This is a genomic window from Celeribacter sp. (assembly GCF_048270365.1).
Taxonomy (GTDB): domain Bacteria; phylum Pseudomonadota; class Alphaproteobacteria; order Rhodobacterales; family Rhodobacteraceae; genus Celeribacter.
Genome location: NZ_JBLWTA010000005.1, coordinates 148,093 through 165,875, shown reverse-complemented (window position 1 = coordinate 165,875; position 17,783 = coordinate 148,093). Strand labels below are relative to the sequence as shown.

Sequence of the window (17,783 nt, the reverse complement as noted above, 5' to 3'; positions counted from 1 at the left end):
TCGGTTTCAGCCGTTCGGCTGCACCAAAATCTTGATTTCTTCCGGTCGCCCCAAAAGCGCCTCGAAGCCGTCCTCCACGGCTCTGTCCAACGGCACCTTTCGGGTGACGATCTGCGCAGGCGCGAACCGGCCCGTCGCGATGTGTTCCATGAGGTCCGGGTAGCAGTCACGATACCCGAGCGTCGTCAACAGGCTCACTTCCCGATTGACCATGTCGAAGAGGTTCATCTGGGCCGTTTCAACGAAGAGGCCAGCGAGAATAACTTTGCCGCCTTTCCGCGTCGCCGTGAGTGCGGCATCCAGAGCCGATTGCACGCCCACCGCCTCGAACACCACGTCGAAGTGGTTGGGCGTAAGAGCGTCGTCGCGCGGTGAGAACGCCCTGTCCGCCCCCAATGCCAATGCCTTGGCACAACGGGCCTCGGACATGTCGGTTGCCACGATCTCGGACGCGCCGAACAGCTTTAGAAGCTGGACCAAAAGCAGACCAATCGGCCCTGCCCCAACCACAGCACAGCGTGCACCGTAAACTTCCCCTGCACGGTTGATCGCGTGGCGCGCGACCGCAGCCGGCTCTAAAAGTGCAGCGTCCTCGAAGGACACCCCGTCCGGCAATCTGTGCAACATATAGCCGGGAACGACGGCTTCTTGGGCCATGCCGCCATGCCCCATCAGCCCCGCAAAGCCCCAATCGTCGCACAGATGATAATCCCCGCGCACGCAGGCTGTGCAGACACCGCACCGATATTCCGGCTCGACCGCAACGCGATCACCGAGCGCGACAGACGGCACATCAGACCCGACCTCAATGACAGTTCCGCAAAACTCATGTCCGATCACAAGCGGCGCTTTCACGCCGGAGAGACGGTGCGGTGTGACCGTCGGGATGGCCTGCGGCCCCTGCGCATATTCATGCAGGTCGCTTCCGCAAATCCCGCAATAGGCCACGGACAAACGCACCTCATCCCGTGCAAGCGGAGGACGCTCACGCGCCTCCACCCGCAAATCCCGCCGCCCATGCCATTGAAGGGCGAGATGGCTCACCGGATGAGGCCATCGATGTAATCTGCGCCGATCCCGATTTTCTCGTAATGATCACGGCACATTTTCAGGTAGTCGTGGACATCCATATAGCCGTCAACTTCGCCGTCTTCGTCGAGCCAAAGCAACGGCCCCTTCACGATGAAAAACGCGCGCATCGGATCCGGGTGGTCATAGGCCACAAGCGTGTGCCCCTCGCCCGGAGACTCGTAGATGAAATCCCCTGCGGTCGCGGTCCAATCGTGTTCGAGATAGCCCCACTTGCCGCTGAGCGTATAGGCGAACACTTCGTGCGGGTGATAGTGACGGTTCACAAGCCCCGCCTCTTTCGCCATCAGGATATCGCACCATTTGTTTTGGCTCGGCGAAATCCAGAGCGGCCGGGAAAACACCGTGTCGGTGAAGGGCACGAAATATTTTTCGTCCGCGTCAGCCACATCGCTCATGTAGACATCGCGACCGGCGTCCGGTTTGAACACCTCTGCGATGGGTTTGATATCTTTCCAAAACTCGTTCACTGCAGCTTCAGGCATTTTTCCTCCAATTTAGCTTTTATTCTGCGGCGACCACGGAAATCCCGAGGCCCCCGATGAACTTGTGAAATGGCATCTGGCGGTATTCAGGCCCCAGCCCGAGCACCCCCTGCACATGTTCGATGCCGCGCAACGCTTTTTGGCTGTGCGTGCGCATCAGCAATTCCGCCGCCATTCCGTCCCCCGACAGCATCGCGGCCAAGACGCTCTGATGCTCCGCCAACCCGGATTGCACGGTCTGAATGGCAAAGTCGCGATCCGACGCGAAGACCACGCGGTTGATCTGGACGGGCATATAGGCCAGCGTCTCAATCGACCGAAAAAGGCTTTCATTTTTGGAGGCGGACACGATTGTTTCGTGAAAAACCCGGTTCGCGGCCGAATGGTTATTTAGGAAATCATCCGACAGTTCGACATGCCGCGCGAGCTGGCCATAGTCCTTCAGGCTTTGCTCAAGCGTGTCACGCACATCGCCGTCCACCCCCTCGCGCGCCACCATACCGGCGGCGGCCCCCTCGAGGACCGAGCGCACAACATTTGCGCCCCACACGTCTTCGACGGTGATACCGCGCACGGTGTACCCCCGATTGCTTTGACCAATGACCAGATTTTGAGACGCCAATTGCAACAGAGCGGCCCTGACCGGCGTCCGCGACACACCCAGTGCCTCGCAGACCTTCAGTTCAGTTAGCCTCTCCCCGGCGTCGAAGGCGCCATTCAGGATCATGCTGCGCAATTTGCTATAGACGGTTTTCTCTTGGCTCATATGTATACAATGATTTGATTCTTAGCGCCGATCAATGCTGTTTTTGAACATGTTCACCATTTTTTTAGTGAAAACAGGCTAGGCTTTGTATTGACCCAGGACATTTTGTATACATTCAGAGGTGGAAAAAGTGGCATTTTGGGAAGAATCCAAACACGCCCCTTAGCCCCCCCACGGCAGAACCGGGTGACGAAGGGGGCAAAGCGCGCCCTCAAGGGGCCGCAGTTCGATATAATTTCGGAGAGAATTGCCGAAAAGTCGGGGCTAGTCCCGACTGAACCGCGACGGCGGCGAAGGGCACGCCTTCACGCCCAAACCGACGAACAACCCGATTTCTTTCACAACCATCATGGTGGGCGGCGTTGCTGGCCTACGCCATCCTTTATTCCGGCATGAAGTCCAGACCGATATCCAGCACCGGCGCGCTGTGGGTGATCCAGCCCAGAGAGATCAAATCCACGCCAGAGGCCGCCACGGAGGCCGCCGTTTCCGGCGTGATGCCGCCCGAAGCTTCGGTGATCGCGCGCCCATCCACCATGGCCACGGCCTCGCGCAACATCTCGGGGGACATGTTGTCCAGCAACACGGCGTCCGCGCCGATCTCGAGCACTTGAGCCAACTGCTCCAGCGTGTCCACCTCGATCTCAATCTTCACAAGATGCCCCGCCACAGCCCGCACGCCTTCAAGCGCCGGGCGAATGCCACCGGCCAGCGCGATATGGTTGTCCTTGATCAGAACCGCGTCGGCGAGAGAGTAGCGGTGGTTCATCCCCCCGCCCGCGCGCACCGCATATTTCTCCAACGCCCGCAATCCGGGCGTGGTCTTGCGCGTACAGGTGATCGCCGCCGTCGTGCCCGCGACCGCGCGCACCAGCCCCGCCGTGACAGAGGCAATGCCGGACAGATGCCCCATGAAATTGAGCGCCGTGCGCTCGGCAGTCAGCAAACTCCGCGACGGGCCCTCAAACGTGGCGATATGGGTGCCGGGCGACACGGGCGCGCCATCTTCGACAAGGCGGGTGAATTTGATCTTCGGATCGACGAGATGACAGGCAATCTCAGCACAATCGAGGCCAGCAATGACCCCTTCCGTGCGGGACACGGCGGTGACGACCGAGCGATGCCCGGCGGGGATTGCCCCCATCGACGTGATGTCCCCGGCAAGGCCGAGATCCTCTTCAAGTGCGCGGCGCACGACGGGTTCAATCATCAGGTGAGGCAGAGGAGAAAGGGTCACGTCATATACTCCGAAACGAGGTGGGGCTTGGCCGGACCCAGATCAGCGGTCGCAGCCAGAATGTCATCAAGGGTCATCCGATGCCGGATGGCATGGCTCAGAAGGTTTGGTAAATCACGTCGCGCATGTCCGCCCCGCGTTTCCAGACGCAGCGCGGCAAAGCATGCGATCGAGAGCGCGACAAGGGCGGGATCAGACGCCGGGCCGTCGCCCAAGACCAGCGGGCGCAAACGGCGGATGGCTTCGTCAATCCCCGCCTTGTCACGGATCAGCCCGAGATGGTTTGAGACAATCGGACGAACAGCGCCCACGTCGGTGCGGGGCAAGGGCTGGGCCAGAGCTGTGCGCAGAGCCCCTTTGGTCGCGGAAGCCGGAGTTTCGCCTAAAGCCTTCGCCGCACGGCGCGCCATGACCACCGCCTCCAAGAGAGAGTTGCTGGCGAGCCGGTTCGCGCCGTGCAGCCCCGTTGCGGCGCATTCTCCAACCGCCCAGAGGCCCATAAGACTGCTGCGACCAAAGGCGTCCGCAGCCACCCCGCCCATGTGATAATGCGCCGCCGGGCGGACCGGGATCGGGTCTCGCGCGGGATCAATCCCCGCCTCACGGCACAGGCGGTCGATGGTGGGAAAGACCGTGGCAAAGCGCGCGCCCAACACGCGGGACGCATCGAGATACACGCGCTGCCCTTGCGCGATCTGAGCATGGATCGCACGGGCCACCACGTCACGCGGAGCAAGCTCGGCCCCTTCGGTGTCCAGCATAAACCGCGCGCCAGCCCCATTGAGCAGCCACGCCCCCTCGCCCCGAACCGCTTCGCTGACGAGGGCCAGCGGCATGCGCGGGACATCGAGCGCTGTGGGATGGAACTGCACAAACTCCATATCGGTCAGAAGCGCGCCAGCGCGGGCGGCCATCATGACGCCCTGCCCGACATTGCCGGAGGGGTTTGTCGTGGCATCGAAGAGACCGCCAAGACCGCCGGTCGCCAGCACCACCTGCGTCGTGGGCAGAATGCCCGCCTCTGTCTCCGTCTGAAGCAAAAGCCCGGAGACACGTCCCTCATCCGTGAGCACACGGCGCGCCTCCACCCCGGTCAACAGCGTGATCGAAGGCGTCCGGCGCACGGCTTCGGCCAAGGCCAATGTGATCGCGGCGCCCGATCCGTCGCCACCTGCATGAAGGATGCGGCGCCGCCCATGGGCCGCCTCGAGACCGAGGGAAAAGGTTCCATCGGGCTTGCGGTCGAACCGCACGCCGTAGTGTTCGAGGGTCGCGATTGCATCGCCCGCGTCCGAGAGAAGCCCTCGCGCCACGTCCTGATCGCAAAGCCCCGCCCCGGCCGCGAGCGTATCGGCAAGATGCAGGTCGGGATCGTCATCGGGCCCAAGGCTTGCGGCAATGCCACCCTGCGCCCAGAGACTTGAGCTTTCGCGACCAAGTTCGGCGCGGGTGACCAGCACCACGGGCCGAGGCGCCAATTCGAGCGCGGTGATCAGACCGGCAATGCCGCTCCCGACAATGGCGATCTGACCCGCCAGAGGATCAAGCGGCTGCATCACACTGCGAGCATACGTTCGACGGCGCGGCGCGCATCATCGGCGATGGCCGGGTCGATGGTCACCTCATGCAGCCCGGTCTCAAGCGTCTCGCGGATGTTGCGCAGGCTGATCCGTTTCATATGCGGACAGAGGTTACAGGGCCGCACGAACTCCACATCCGGGTGGTTCACCGCCACATTGTCGCTCATCGAACACTCGGTCAAAAGCAGCACGCGCGCGGGCTTCTCCTCCCCGACATAATTCGACATCACCGCCGTCGAGCCGGAGAAATCCGCCTCTGCGACGACCTCGGGCGGGCATTCGGGATGCGCCAGAATGGTCACGCCGGGATAGGCCTCGCGCATGCTGCGCACATCTTGCGGGGTGAACAGTTCGTGGACTTCGCAGTGGCCCTTCCACGCGATCAGTTCGACATCCGTGTCTCGCGCGACGTTTTGGGCCAAGTATTCGTCCGGCAGCATCAGAACCTTCGGCACACCGAGGGATTCGACGACCTGCTTTGCGTTGCCGGAGGTGCAGCAAATATCGGAGGCAGCTTTGACGGCGGCGGAGGTGTTCACATAGGTGACGACCGGCACATCCGGATGCGCGGCCCGCAAAAGCGCGATGTCTTCCGGCGTGATCGAATCCGCCAAAGAACATCCGGCGCGCATGTCCGGGATCAGCACGGTCTTTTCCGGGTTCAAGAGCTTGGCCGTTTCCGCCATGAAATGCACGCCTGCCAGCACGATGACATCCGCCTCGACATCCACGGCTTTACGAGCAAGCGCCAGACTGTCGCCCACAATGTCCGCCACCCCGTGAAAGATTTCGGGGGTCTGATAATTATGCGCGAGGATGACCGCGTTTTTCTGTTTTTTAAGCTCGAGAATGGCCGCGATGTCATCCTCAAACAGCATCCAATCCGGGTGCGGAATGATTTTGGAAACGCGGTCGTAAAGCTCCGGCAAGCGCATGGTTGTCATAGGATCCTCCTTGTACTCGATTTGAGTACATCCGAGGCATGACTTATTCTCCATCTGAGTTTATGTCAAGGCCATGACAGTCAGTGTCTTGAATTCAGTGTCGTGAATAAGGGAGGCGTGCGCCCGAAAGCGAGCTCGCTTCGACGACGGCGGGCCGGTAACGGAACAGCTTGGCAGGCCGCCCACCCGTCTCGCTCGACATCTCACCGGTTTCCTCGATCAGGTTCTGCTGATCTATCTGCCGACGGAAGTTCGATTTATGCAGCCTCACCCCCGCCAAGGCCTCGGTCATCCGCTGAAGATCCAAGAGCGTGAAGCTATCGGGCATCAACTCGAAGACCACGGGGTAATATTTGATCTTGGCCCTGAGCCGCGTGATCCCGGTGGCCAGAATGCGCCGATGATCGCTCGCCATTTGACGACCGAACCCCACCTCTTTCTCAAGCGCGGCCTCATAGATCAACTCATAGCGTTGCAACACCAGATCTTCGTTCCAGAGCTGACCATTGAGCCCGAAAAGAAAGTCGACCCTTTGCCTGCGAACCTCATGATCGCCCGCCCAGTCCAAAAACCGCTCAGAAAGAGCCACGAGCAGATCGGGGCGGCCCTCCCGGTGATCTTCCCACGGGAAATACTCATACCAGCTGTGCCACTCCGGGCGCCCGGCGCCGAGGGCCACCTGTTCGCGGACAAGCCCCAGATATCCAATCGAAATATGTCGCGTTTGCGCCGCACCGGCCCCGGCATCAAGCGCACGGTCACGATCCGCAAAGGTGTAGAGTTGTTCCAGATATCCGACGGGGTGCCCGGTCTGGCTTTCCACCCAGGCGCGCAGACCACTTTGCAGCGTGCGATGGCTCGTCTCGAACGGCCCTGACGGCAAGGCCTCCCCAGCATCAATCGTCATGACACGCGGTTCATTGTCCGTCACAGCGACGAGAACGGCGATCAGTTCGGCGTATGCGAGGCTCTCGGACACGAATATTTTCCTACGGCAATGAATGTCTTGTGTCTTTGCGGGACTGTCGGACTTTCATTTACCGCGTCAGGTCTGGTTCCGATAGCTCTAAGACGCGAAAATTGACCATTTAGTCTAGTCTCGCCGCCTGCTTCGGGAACCAGTGAAGCCTTTGAGGCCGGTCAAGCCAAAAGCCACGCCGATTGCCACCCCTTGAGCACCTCGGGGCAGGAAAGCAAAGCCAACTCTTCTGTTGCAGGTAGAGTGTCGGCATCTTTTGCCACGCAAAAGAGCCTAATGGCGGAGACGAAGGAGACGCCGAATTCACGATAAGCATATGTTAATTAACAGAAAACTTATGCGCCCCTTTCGGCCCTACCACCTTTTATACCACACTGCTGGACGCAGTGCCCAAGAACTTTAAGGCCACTGCTTATCGCGTTAGCCACGCGTTAGGATCTTCGTTGCGATCTCCATTCCAACGCGTGCAGATGTGTAGGCGCAGTATTCTTGAATGCCATCCGCCTTCTCCTCGTTTGCGAAATCTGAAACCCCCTTGCAGACAAAGAAGGAGGGGCGCGGCTCAAATGTCTCGCGCGCAGCCCAGCACACACCGAAGGCTTCCATATCGATCCCGACTACCTTTCGGTCCTGCCGTTCAATCGAACTAAAGAACTGACTATCAGCTTGCACAGCCGCACCACTCGCCATCGGGGCAAAGGTCACAGAGAGTCGCCGATCAGGACGGTTTCCTGGGAATTGGCTATGAAAGCTATCGAGCAAAGTTTGATCCGCCATTATCGCTTCAGTAGCGGTCTGCACGATCGGGTCTACAACAAGCTGATGGGGGCTTGCAGCAAATCGAGCCGAATCCGTGTCAGTCTCCCCATAGAACTTCCCACTTCCATAGTCCCAAGTTTTCGACGCAACCAAGCATGCACCAAGATCAATTTCGTCTTCCCGCCCTGCGCATATGCCAGTCATAGCCACGACTCGGGGTTTAAATTTCAATCCAGCCTTAGTCGCCAATGTCGCTGATGCGGCCATCCCCATACTTGGCGCGGAACAGCAGACAACGTTCAACCCTTGACCCTCTTTCGACGGCACAACCGTACGGAAGTAAGCTGTTGCATCTCCCGGAAGAGTGATTTCCTCCCACTCCGTACCAATTGCTTTCTTCAGCTGCGTCAGTTCAGGCTTTCTCAACGCGCAGATAAAGAGAACATCGCACTTTACCTGTGAGGGTGCGTCCTGTGCGGCGTTTCTCGCTAGAAGGTACCGAACTTTTTCGAGTATCGCCTCTTTCCATTCCGAGCTGTCACTCGAGGCCTTGGCGATAGACCAAAGCCCTTTATTGAACTCTGGTTCCGCATTAGCTTTTGCCTCATCGTGTGCGGTTAAACCAAGGATATGCTCTGGGCGTCGAAGCTCCTTCCGGCGACCAATCTCTTTCAAGAGATATGCACCCCCATCTATTCGCGGTTCTTCCGACAAGCGCATAGGGAGGTGAAGGTCGAGAATCATTAAGCCGTAGTCGTGGTCTTTCAGAAAGCGCGCTGCAGCCTGAGCGCTCGAGGCAACGTCAATGTCTTCATCCTCACTAAGTCCAGCAGAGATGAGTACGGCAAGTATATCTCGAACTTTATCGTTACTATCATCGACTATTAGTACTTTCATTGCGAAGAGCCTTCACACCTTTGTCTTGCATCACTTAGTTTCTTTTGCCACGCCGACATCGAGGCGTGATAGTATATTGCGCCTAGGTAGTGCTCAGGGAAAATACTCCTGAGTTGATGATCTAGACTTTCCAAGTCTACTACGTTTGGGGCGGCGCCGAATGTTTCAAACTGCGTTACCACAACAATCTTGCTGTTCAAGCGAAGCCGAGCTGCCTGCCGCAAAAACTCCCGACCGCCAAATGGCCGCATCGGGTTATAGCCGTTTGACCCATATTGTTCGTAGTTAGGAAGTGTCATGTCTAAGATAATGAAGTCAGGAGAAATCTCCTTCGCCTTCCGAAGACCGGGAACAAGAGCTGGCGCCCAAAATACCGTGTCTTGAGGGAAGGATGACTCGTAGAAAGATAGAATTCTTTGTTTCTTATTCTCGTCGTCTTCCACAAGAAGTACGCGGAGTGAATGGTCAACATCGCTCATCAACTGCCCCCTAGCGTAACATATGTGAATTCAAGGTTGACGTTGAAAGTTCTACTTTCCTCGTCGACAGCTACGAAGAAGGGTTGCGACGATGCTGATCCGCGCATGATCTTTGACAATTTAGCCAAGCCTGTGCCGCCTTCTGCTGTGAGGTCGGATGAGTAGTTTCCGTTCAAGAATTTTGAGTTTGCCCTTTCCGCTGCTGCAACTGCACGATCTACATCAACGCAGTCGCTAGAAAACTGAATTTTTATTACGTCCGCATCCGAGGTGTCCGATGAAATTATTATCCTTGGTGATATGACGCCAGAGTGTTTGGCGACGTTATCGAAAAGGACGCCAAAAACATCCGTAAAGGTGACGAGTCCGTAGTATATCGGGAGGGAGTCCTCTCCTTTAAATTCTACACTCGGCTTGAAATCCGGATTTAGCCTTTTGGCTATTTCAAGGCTGATGCGGCCAAGGTCCGGAATGCTAAATACGTCACTTTCTGAACTCTTCGAGGTGGAGAACCACTGCGATACTTCGTCTATTGACTGGTTCGTCATTGTCCTGGCGCGGACGATCGCATCTGAAATCGGCGGGAGGCTGGGAGCATTTGCATCATCTTTTACGCCCGCCTCTAAGTTGTCGAATAGCTCCATCATCTTTCTGCGGAAGTCAGTCTTTATGAACTCTCTGGCTTTGCTCAAGTTGACTTCAAGATTGCTCCAGAATAGATCGCTGAATGCATTTAGAAAATCGTCGATATTATCTAGTGCAATTGCATCGCCGAAGAAGCCAAACAACAGTTGTTCGGAGAAGGCAGTCGCAACTAAGCCGCCCGGCTTCTCTTCGGTCAGAATCTGGAGGTTATTATCGGAGAAATCGGAGATTATCGCATCGAGAGATTTCGAAAAATCGCCTAGCCGCTCTGCGACAACGGCAGCAACATCGATACGACCGGTTTCTCGAAGAATATCAAACCAATGCTGGTTCAAATCGTATCTGTCTCCATCGCTGTCCGCAGTCGTCAGGAGTCGCTCCTCTGCGCAGCCGCGTCGGAGTTGCCCTGCCACCGTACCATGGCGAACACGAAGACTTAGATAGCTGTTAAGACCGAAGTATGGGTCTAAACTGTAGGCTCGGGTTAACTCATTTACTATTTCTCGAAGAATGCTAGTGGCTTCGTTGCTAGGGATTTCAAATGTTTTTGAACCCAGATCTCCTTCCCTGACCGCAACTAGGAGCTCTTTCGAATTTTCCGCCGATGCTGGAAGAATGCCTGCGTCAACAAAAGCCCTGAAGCGTTCATACTTTGCAGAAAGCTTCTCCTTTGCCCAACTCCTAAGGCCTCCCTCGTCGCAATCTATCTTGCTCTCAGCAACAGTTGACATTGCTTTTGAGATTTCTTGCGATCGAATGATCTGCTCGGACTCATCCTCGCACTTGTCTCGAAATGCGGGTGAAGCGTTTGCGAGCAGGGCGAGGTGAATAATGCGCTCCTCCTGCATTTCTTCGGCATCAACGTAGCTCAGAGACAATGCCATGGTTTCTGGGGTGAAGCATGAAAATACGAACTCTTGGAGAGCGACGTCAGAGGATAGGATTTCTTCGGGTATCTCGGATGGTCTATCCCAGCCGAGATTGTTTAAGTGAAGCTCTGATGCGAAAATGAGTTGAGATCTTACTTGCTCACCCATTAGAGGCGCCAGTCTCGAGAGTAGTATTGAAAGCTCCGGGTCTTCTGAGTTGGATTCAATTACATTATCGGAAATCGCGCTAGATATGTCGGGATAGGGCACCCATTGAAGGCGCTCCCTATTTTCTAATGTGGCTGCATTCAGGCGCTTGGTCAGATATGGCCAGTCCTGATTTTCAAGCGCTAGAACCGTCTGGAGGCGCAGTAGTTCAGGGTCTTCTTGGACTCGGCGCTCTTCAACTTTGGACAGTATTGACTTCGCGTTCTGATAATTACCCGACCGCACGGAGTGTGCCAGGTCAAAATAGTCCCTGTCAGACACGCCCATTTGGAATTCTTCATTGTGCGGGTTGTCTTCGTATGCCTCTTGCACATATCCCGACAAATATGGCGACGGCCTCTTGTCGACTATAAATCGAATCCTATTAAGCAGGACAATTTCTTCGGAGCTTCGTGCAAACTTTAGATTGTACGTTGCTCTCAGAAAAATACACATGTCGCTCCATACATCGGAGTATGCGAGGCTTCCCAAAATTGTACGATTCTCGCGATCTGGGCGTGTCATATCAACTGACGCGCCGAGGGCTTGCCCATATGCGGCGGGTGCGCCGCTCAGTGTACTTTCCTCTCCTCGTCGGAGAGTATCAATAAACCGACTTGCAGACCAAGCTGTGTCGCAGTCTCGGATTTTGATTTCAGAGCCACCGCTTAGAAGTGACTTGACACCTTCATGCCGCCAATCCCCTATTTTCTCCATAAGCGGTACTAAGTGGCTAAGGTAATATTCGCAGCTATTTTGGCCTTTGGCGGCAGTATCGATTAGTTGTGAGACTAAGCCCTCGTACATATCTATAATGGATTGAGCTTGTAGCTGCTGCACGAGGCTAGCCTCCTCCTCAGGAGAAGCGGCTCGTGCCATCAATATATGTTGCAAGAATGCGTTATCTTCACTTGCATTGTAAAGATTGGGAACGGCTTGTACGATATGCGCTTCAAAGTCTTGTGGGTCAGCCTCTGGCTCCTGTCTCACTCCTAGCCAGTATCCAAAGAATGCAGCAGGAGAATTGGTCCGATCAAGGATGTTCTCAACGAGCCAGTTCTTTTGCGCCTCCAAGCCTTTTAGGTTCGAAACAAGGAAGAGCTTCAGCGCAAGGCCGCTATGTGACCAGCATACTTTGCTAGTGAGCTCGTCCAGCAAACGCTCTGCGTCAGAAAATTCACCGTGTGCTAGCTTGCCTTCGATTCTTTGTCTTGCCCTTATATATTCTCTCAATTTACTTGAATTGGATTGGAGTATCGCGACAGCCCAAATGATCTCGCGTTCGAGGGTCGTGGCGATACCCTTACTTATGCCGGGGATAGAACTTGGCTGCCGAGGTGTCGCATGTTTGCTGAATGCGCCGAGAGGAAACGCCTTTGAGAACCATACCGCCACGCCGGGCAGATGCATCCGGGACGACACCTCCTTGAGAACTGTCGCCGATGTCATTGAACCTCGCTGTCCGCGCGCAAAGTTCTTCATCTCAGAGCTTTGGGTCTTAACTTTTTTTTTCTTACGCGGCACGGCGCACCTATTACTGCTTCCACATTGACACCAAGCTTAGTGTGTGGACACAGAAAGCCATTAAGTCGTTTTGTAGATGGGGTTTATCCAAGACCAAAGGTCCGCCAGCATCGCCGACGAGACCATTCATGCCGAACAGCTTCGCCACAGTGTGCATGAGGCGCTGGTGAGTTCCACTCACCTTTGAGAGCGGGAAGTTTTGGTCTACTTCGCATGCCTCAGATGTTAGGATGAAAGCCCCTCCTTATCAATCGTTTCGGTTCAGTTCCACTAACTTCTCTTCAAGCGCAGTCACGATCCAAGTTTCGATGTCTCGGAGACGGAGGCCGTGCTCAAACGCAAGTTGCCGAACCAAGTGTTCGATGCGGCGGTCTTTAGGGCCGTACATTGCCCAATCGATAAGTTCATGCTGATCGGGGTGGTGCGGCGGCATCGCTGGCGTATTTTTCTTGTGCTCTCGCATATGTGGATCCAGTCCTATTCGATCGGACCTATCGCCCTAGGTGATTGTCATCTTCCAAGTTGATGCTCGTGAACGTTTGTAATGCACTTCGTGCTTACTTTTTGAGACGTTCACCTCTGTCAATCATGCGTTGCATCTTCGCTCCGGTGCCCGTGCCCGTGCCGGTAGACGATGGCGTGTTTTGCGCCGGGCTGGAGGGTTCCATTTGCTCGTGCTCCCGCAGGTTACGTGGGCGAGCAAGGTTGATCTGGCTACCTCGCTGGCTGGGACGGTTACGCATTAAGAGTAGGTTTTGAAAATTTCCTCTCAACGAAGTCGCTGGCCAGCCGGCCTGCAGATTGCCAGATATCATCGGCACGATCACAGGAATGGCGACAACCATGACAAGCGAAAGGATCACCACACCCAGAAAGGGCACCATCTTTCCGGCTTTGTCAGCAGTATCAACCGAGCCTAGGTCGCTGACCAGCAACGTCACCAAGCCGAACACCATGGAAAATACACCTGCGATAACAACTGGGTAGAGGGCGAAGCTTGCCAGCGAGGATACCCAGCGGTGGAAGTAGTCCTTGGTCACGTCGAACATCGAACAAAGGATCATTATCGGCGCCAGACCGATCAGGAGTGTGATCATCATCTTTGCGAGCACTAGTACCGCTCCGGCCAGGCCTCCAACCAAAGCGATCAACGCCATGAAAAAGACGCCCATCAGCGCCTTGCTGACCCTCGACATATGAGAGGCGGCTTCGTTCCCGTACTCTGCCAGGCGATCCATTTGAAGATCAAACCGCGCTGCAAAGTAGGCCGACCCGACAGCATCCTCGCCGGTCGCCGAGCCGATCAAGCTACCGGCGAGTTCATCTAGCCCGTCAATCATATGCTGACTTACGAAATTGAAGTTCGCCCAGTTGAGCGCGAACGCCTCGATTAGACTGATTTTGAAGAGCAGCACCAGCATTTCTCGACCATCCATGGGCCGGATTTGCCACGCCATGTTGATGAAGAGTGCGATAATCGCGAGGGTCGCGGCCCCCATGATGATCGTGCCGGAAATTTCTGCAACGGCGGCGAACTGCGAAGTTGCGACGGTATCTAGGCCCTTGTCGGCTGCCTCTACGATGAATGTAACTATCCCCATCAATCAGCCTCCTGACATTGTTCCCGCAGTGCTGCGCGAAGGTTCGAAATGACAGGGAAATACTCGGCGGCGGCCCAAGTGACATGAAGGCTGTCCGTTGCCTGCGGATCAGCGAAGCCAAGCGCCTCGAACTCCTCTTCGATGCTGGACCAGTCAGGCCAGAGTGCATCGCAGGCACATGCGCCCGCCTCTAGCGCTGTCTGGTGTCTTCGAAGAGAATAAAGGTCATCTGCGGCGGTATTGCGCCATGCATCGCGGAACCCACTGTAGGTCATTCCATCCGGGCGCTGCCTGACCGTGCAGCCGTAGCGATCTGTTCGGGCGGAGCTGGCGGAAAGTAAAGGCGTGGCCGTGTCTGCGTAGACGGGGCCAGCTGAGGCGATCAGGATTAGCGTGTTGAGCAATTTCATGTCGGTTTCCTCCGGTCAGTCGGCGCTTCGAGGTGATTGATCGATGTGCGTGAAGTCGCGGCTCGGCGCCGCACTGAGCCAGCCTTGGATGGCGGCTAGATTGCCGTGTTCGCTGAGCACGATTTCCAGGCCGTGGCGAAATCCCTTCGGGCACTGGTTGGCGTAGCGTCGGGCCTGAGCCCCCAGTTCAAAGGCATAGCTGTCGTCCCAACATGCCCCGCGACGGATCAGCACCCCGATACGCTCCAAGGCGTCGAACGCGCGATCGCTGCCAGGACGCCATGCCAGCCATGGGTTCACGGGAAAGCGCAGTTTAGTGTCGGAGTGCATGGGTATCCTCCCTGTCTTCGCTCAGCGCGTCTCGAGGTGCTTCTTCGCCCTCTGCGCCTGTTCCATGCTGTCGTTGAGTTGCGCGGAATCCGGCATCCAGGCGCTCAACGCTGCGGCTAAGGAGAGCTGTGATCTGAGCAACGCGATCACGGAGTTGCGTAACCCATCCAGCTCCGTGCGTGTGTCCTCGCCGTAGGTTGTTAACTCCTGTGCGGATGCCTTCGAGGCTTCCGTCAACCGCTCGACGCAGCTCAGCAATTCGCGCTCTAACGCTGTCAGACCATGCATCGCTCACTCCTTCGGCAGAACGAGACAGTCCACCGGCTCCCCCGCCAATTGGCAGCGGTCCAGCGTCGCCCGGCCATCGCGTGGGATCAGATATGTCGCCTCGGGACGGTCGATCACTCGCAGACCCATCGTGTTCAAGCTCGGCATCAGCCAGGTCATGACCGACCATGTCGAAATCCCAGTGCTGATCATCAGGCAGCAAGCTGCCAATGTCGGCCACATCAGGGCTTTCCACTCCGGCCGCGCTGCGTTCGCGCTCTGCGTCATGAGGTGTTTCCTCACGCGCAGCAGGTAGCCTTCCGTATCGGTCTTGATTGTAGCCAGAGCGTTTTCGGCAATGCCCTTCAAATCGGTCCTGAAGCTCTGCAACTGTGTGTCGATCGAGGCGGCGTTCTCGGCCCTGATCCGCTCCATGTCCGCGTTCAGCTTCTCGCTCAGCCGTTGCTTCGGCTCTCCAGTCTTCATGGAAAATCTCTCCTTTCAGGCGAAACCGTTCTTCGGTCTCGGGGTCTTTGATGGTCAGGTAATTCTTGCCCGCACGCGGCACCTCGAATCCCGCATCGGTGAGCGCGGCGACCATTCCCGCCCGATCCTCGATCAGCCCCATGGAAATCTGATCACCGATCCAGGCATGGAGCCCGTCGCGCCCGGCGGCGCGGTCCGGGGTTTCCGTGACCGGCTTGACCTCGGCCACACGCTCCACGTCCATGGGGTCGGCCCAGCCGTGGGTCTTGTTCATCAGATCGCGCAGACTGTCGTAGGCACGTTCATAACCAGGCGGGGCGATGTTGAGGCTACGTCCGCTGTGCAGCTCCATGCGTGGCGTGCAGAAATGTAGCTCGACGCGATCCTCATGGGTGTGGCGCACCCAAAGGCAGGCGTAGCGGTCGGCATCGAGCCCGGCGAAGGCGATCTCCTCGAAACGGTCGATCACCTCCTGCTGCTGGTTCTCGGTCGGGGCGTCCTCGCGGGCGAAGCTGACAACACCGGCGCGATAGGTCCATTTGTGAGGGCATGCGTCGATCAGGTCGATCATGCCCTGGGGATCGCCGCGCACGACCTCCGGCAGCGGCGCGCGCGTCACGGTCATGGGCTGGCCAGACGCATCGCGGATCAGATCGCGGTTGTCGTCATAGGCAAGCACGGTGCGGGCGGTCAGGTATTCGACCGGCCCCGCACCGCCGTCCTTGCCGTTGGGGAAGAACTTGATCAGCATCCGGGCGGCCTCCGGTGCTGGGCGATGATCTCCGCCAAACGCCGCTCGATGCCGACCAGCGCCGCCGCCACGCGCAGGGCCTCGACCTCGCTGGCCCGGCCCGCGCGGGTCGCCGTGTTCAGCCACCGCGCAATCTGGTTGAGGTTCCCGCCATAGCGGGACACGGCCAGAACGAGCGCGGGATCGACACGGGGCGCGGGCTTGCGCCGCTTCGGAGCCGCGCCGGTGGCGAGTTGCCGAAGCATGGCGGACATGGATAGCCCGCGATCCGCAGCCGCCTGCCGGATCAGCGCCTTTTCCTCGGAGGAGCAGTAGAAGAACACGGCTTCCTGCTTCTCCGAGGGGACCGCGCCCCGCGCGGTCCGGTTGGGGTTCGAAGGGGGGGCTTGCCGCCCCTCGCAAGGCCCCGGTTCGACGGTCGAAGACCTAGAACCGGGTCGCCTTGCTCTTTGCACTTCACCAGAACTCATGACCCCACCCGACATCAAGCCGAGGCGCGAAGTGCGCGAACCAACGGACTATTCAGGGTCGCAGCTAAAGGGCGAGCACTCTTCCCGGCCTGATTGCCGTCAATCTCGCCAGTGGCTGTGAAGTCATCCGCAAAGGCCATTTTATATTTTTTTGTATTTTTTGAATCTTCTCTTTTCTCTTGTGGCGGCAGGGTGTCCCCACCCTGATCGCACCCTGCCGCCACCCTGATGGCCTCCTGCATCTGAACTCTGTCAGCTGCTCGCTGCATCTTGGCTTCCGCTTCTACGAGGCCAAGCATCACATCTTCGAACTCGCGAGAAACCGACGCGCCGTATTCCCGAAACTCTTCCTCTAGAAACGGTCGCAGGTTCCGAAACACGACCCCCGCAGTCGCCAGGAATGCGCGAATTTCATCGACGATCTTCGGCCCGTGCTCGCTGCCTGCTTTGAAACGCTGCGCCCGAGCGAGGCACCCCAGGACGAACTCAGCGATAGAGCGGCGACAAATGTCAGTGGTCGGCAGTTCGCCGGACAGATAACCCTGCGCCAGGTTCTGGACGCGCGAGAGATTGTCAGGACAATTTATGGACCGAAACCAACCAGAGATTCTGAGCAGTTCGACCTCTGAATCATATTCGAGCAACTGCGCATCGTTCAGTCGCTGAACCGAGACTTGCAGCTGCTCCTCTGTAATCCCTGCCTCGGATGCAAAGAGAGAGCGTGGATATCTGAACAAGCCGGAATAATCGGCCTGAGAACTCAGATGTGCGGTGAAGTAAACGTTTCTGTCTGTGCAGCTTCGAAGGCCGCGAAAAGCAGCTGAGTTAAGCAGCGAGACATTGAGCATTGCAAATTTCTTGCGCGCCATAGGGCAAACCTTTCCCGTCAACCCAATTGCGGTTGGGCTGGCGATTGCCGGTGTTCGGCATCTGTCATGGGGTTGAAATCTGGGGCGCGTTTGTCCTAGAATTTTGGTGATCACGCGAATACGACAAGGCCCCGCCCCG

At 57.2% G+C, this 17,783-nt stretch carries 17 protein-coding genes; all 17 read right to left on the bottom strand.

Annotation, left to right across the window (positions count from 1 at the left end; translation table 11 throughout):
- Positions 1 to 6: 6 nt before the first annotated feature.
- The 17 genes from ACN0X0_RS09145 to ACN0X0_RS09065 all read right to left on the bottom strand — a co-directional run bounded on the left by ACN0X0_RS09145 (position 7) and on the right by ACN0X0_RS09065 (position 17,644).
- Positions 7 to 1,044, bottom strand: coding sequence for a 2,3-butanediol dehydrogenase (locus ACN0X0_RS09145; protein WP_417278904.1), 1,038 nt, complete (start codon positions 1,042 to 1,044; stop codon positions 7 to 9).
- A complete protein-coding gene (locus ACN0X0_RS09140; protein ID WP_417278903.1) occupies positions 1,041 to 1,574 on the bottom strand; it encodes a 2,4'-dihydroxyacetophenone dioxygenase family protein in 534 nt (177 codons plus the stop codon). The genes ACN0X0_RS09145 and ACN0X0_RS09140 overlap by 4 nt, the downstream gene beginning before the upstream one ends.
- A 19-nt stretch (positions 1,575 to 1,593) precedes the next feature.
- Complete coding sequence (locus tag ACN0X0_RS09135; protein ID WP_226552807.1) at positions 1,594 to 2,340, bottom strand: GntR family transcriptional regulator; 747 nt, start codon at positions 2,338 to 2,340, stop codon at positions 1,594 to 1,596.
- A 382-nt stretch (positions 2,341 to 2,722) separates the two neighbouring features.
- A complete protein-coding gene (gene nadC / locus ACN0X0_RS09130; RefSeq protein ID WP_417278902.1) occupies positions 2,723 to 3,577 on the bottom strand; it encodes a carboxylating nicotinate-nucleotide diphosphorylase in 855 nt (284 codons plus the stop codon).
- Positions 3,574 to 5,133 (bottom strand): L-aspartate oxidase, encoded by a 1,560-nt coding sequence (locus ACN0X0_RS09125; protein ID WP_417278901.1) that lies wholly within the window; start codon positions 5,131 to 5,133, stop codon positions 3,574 to 3,576. Before ACN0X0_RS09125 ends, nadC begins: the two co-directional genes overlap by 4 nt.
- A complete protein-coding gene (gene nadA, locus ACN0X0_RS09120; RefSeq protein WP_417278900.1) occupies positions 5,133 to 6,101 on the bottom strand; it encodes a quinolinate synthase NadA in 969 nt (322 codons plus the stop codon). The genes ACN0X0_RS09125 and nadA overlap by 1 nt, the downstream gene beginning before the upstream one ends.
- A 94-nt stretch (positions 6,102 to 6,195) precedes the next feature.
- A complete protein-coding gene (locus ACN0X0_RS09115; RefSeq protein WP_417278899.1) occupies positions 6,196 to 7,080 on the bottom strand; it encodes an NUDIX hydrolase in 885 nt (294 codons plus the stop codon).
- A gap of 420 nt (positions 7,081 to 7,500) precedes the next feature.
- The gene (locus ACN0X0_RS09110; RefSeq protein WP_417278898.1) at positions 7,501 to 8,736 is read right to left on the bottom strand and encodes a hypothetical protein; all 1,236 of its coding nucleotides are present in this window, start codon (positions 8,734 to 8,736) and stop codon (positions 7,501 to 7,503) included.
- Positions 8,733 to 9,215 carry a hypothetical protein gene (locus tag ACN0X0_RS09105; RefSeq protein ID WP_417278897.1) on the bottom strand — a complete coding sequence of 161 codons (483 nt, stop codon included), beginning with the start codon at positions 9,213 to 9,215 and terminating at the stop codon, positions 8,733 to 8,735. Before ACN0X0_RS09105 ends, ACN0X0_RS09110 begins: the two co-directional genes overlap by 4 nt.
- On the bottom strand, positions 9,215 to 12,385 hold the full coding sequence (locus ACN0X0_RS09100) for a hypothetical protein (protein ID WP_417278896.1): 3,171 nt from the start codon (positions 12,383 to 12,385) through the stop codon (positions 9,215 to 9,217). The genes ACN0X0_RS09105 and ACN0X0_RS09100 overlap by 1 nt, the downstream gene beginning before the upstream one ends.
- Positions 12,386 to 12,707: 322 nt before the next feature.
- Entirely contained in the window at positions 12,708 to 12,923 is a 216-nt protein-coding gene (locus ACN0X0_RS09095) for a hypothetical protein (protein ID WP_417278895.1), read from the bottom strand.
- Positions 12,924 to 13,017: 94 nt separating this feature from the next.
- Positions 13,018 to 14,061, bottom strand: a complete 1,044-nt coding sequence (locus ACN0X0_RS09090) for a type IV secretion system protein (RefSeq protein WP_417278894.1) — start codon at positions 14,059 to 14,061, stop codon at positions 13,018 to 13,020.
- Positions 14,061 to 14,471, bottom strand: coding sequence for a hypothetical protein (locus ACN0X0_RS09085; protein WP_417278893.1), 411 nt, complete (start codon positions 14,469 to 14,471; stop codon positions 14,061 to 14,063). Before ACN0X0_RS09085 ends, ACN0X0_RS09090 begins: the two co-directional genes overlap by 1 nt.
- Before the next feature lie 15 nt (positions 14,472 to 14,486).
- Positions 14,487 to 14,801: a hypothetical protein gene (locus tag ACN0X0_RS09080; protein WP_417278892.1), complete on the bottom strand. Its 315-nt coding sequence runs from the start codon at positions 14,799 to 14,801 to the stop codon at positions 14,487 to 14,489.
- On the bottom strand, positions 14,785 to 16,305 hold the full coding sequence (locus tag ACN0X0_RS09075; RefSeq protein ID WP_417278891.1) for a mobilization relaxase: 1,521 nt from the start codon (positions 16,303 to 16,305) through the stop codon (positions 14,785 to 14,787). Before ACN0X0_RS09075 ends, ACN0X0_RS09080 begins: the two co-directional genes overlap by 17 nt.
- On the bottom strand, positions 16,299 to 16,628 hold the full coding sequence (locus tag ACN0X0_RS09070) for a plasmid mobilization protein (RefSeq protein ID WP_066009869.1): 330 nt from the start codon (positions 16,626 to 16,628) through the stop codon (positions 16,299 to 16,301). Before ACN0X0_RS09070 ends, ACN0X0_RS09075 begins: the two co-directional genes overlap by 7 nt.
- A gap of 161 nt (positions 16,629 to 16,789) precedes the next feature.
- Complete coding sequence (locus tag ACN0X0_RS09065; RefSeq protein ID WP_417278890.1) at positions 16,790 to 17,644, bottom strand: hypothetical protein; 855 nt, start codon at positions 17,642 to 17,644, stop codon at positions 16,790 to 16,792.
- Between the last annotated feature and the right edge of the window lie 139 nt (positions 17,645 to 17,783).

Coding starts and splice junctions, on each gene's coding strand:
- ACN0X0_RS09140 (WP_417278903.1), bottom strand. CDS start 1,574: ATGCCTGAAGCTGCAGTGAACGAGTTTTGGAAAGATATCAAACCCATC.
- ACN0X0_RS09135 (WP_226552807.1), bottom strand. CDS start 2,340: ATGAGCCAAGAGAAAACCGTCTATAGCAAATTGCGCAGCATGATCCTG.
- ACN0X0_RS09125 (WP_417278901.1), bottom strand. CDS start 5,133: ATGCAGCCGCTTGATCCTCTGGCGGGTCAGATCGCCATTGTCGGGAGC.
- nadA (WP_417278900.1), bottom strand. CDS start 6,101: ATGACAACCATGCGCTTGCCGGAGCTTTACGACCGCGTTTCCAAAATC.
- ACN0X0_RS09110 (WP_417278898.1), bottom strand. CDS start 8,736: ATGAAAGTACTAATAGTCGATGATAGTAACGATAAAGTTCGAGATATA.
- ACN0X0_RS09105 (WP_417278897.1), bottom strand. CDS start 9,215: ATGAGCGATGTTGACCATTCACTCCGCGTACTTCTTGTGGAAGACGAC.
- ACN0X0_RS09100 (WP_417278896.1), bottom strand. CDS start 12,385: ATGACATCGGCGACAGTTCTCAAGGAGGTGTCGTCCCGGATGCATCTG.
- ACN0X0_RS09095 (WP_417278895.1), bottom strand. CDS start 12,923: ATGCGAGAGCACAAGAAAAATACGCCAGCGATGCCGCCGCACCACCCC.
- ACN0X0_RS09090 (WP_417278894.1), bottom strand. CDS start 14,061: ATGGGGATAGTTACATTCATCGTAGAGGCAGCCGACAAGGGCCTAGAT.
- ACN0X0_RS09085 (WP_417278893.1), bottom strand. CDS start 14,471: ATGAAATTGCTCAACACGCTAATCCTGATCGCCTCAGCTGGCCCCGTC.
- ACN0X0_RS09080 (WP_417278892.1), bottom strand. CDS start 14,801: ATGCACTCCGACACTAAACTGCGCTTTCCCGTGAACCCATGGCTGGCA.
- ACN0X0_RS09075 (WP_417278891.1), bottom strand. CDS start 16,305: ATGCTGATCAAGTTCTTCCCCAACGGCAAGGACGGCGGTGCGGGGCCG.
- ACN0X0_RS09065 (WP_417278890.1), bottom strand. CDS start 17,644: ATGGCGCGCAAGAAATTTGCAATGCTCAATGTCTCGCTGCTTAACTCA.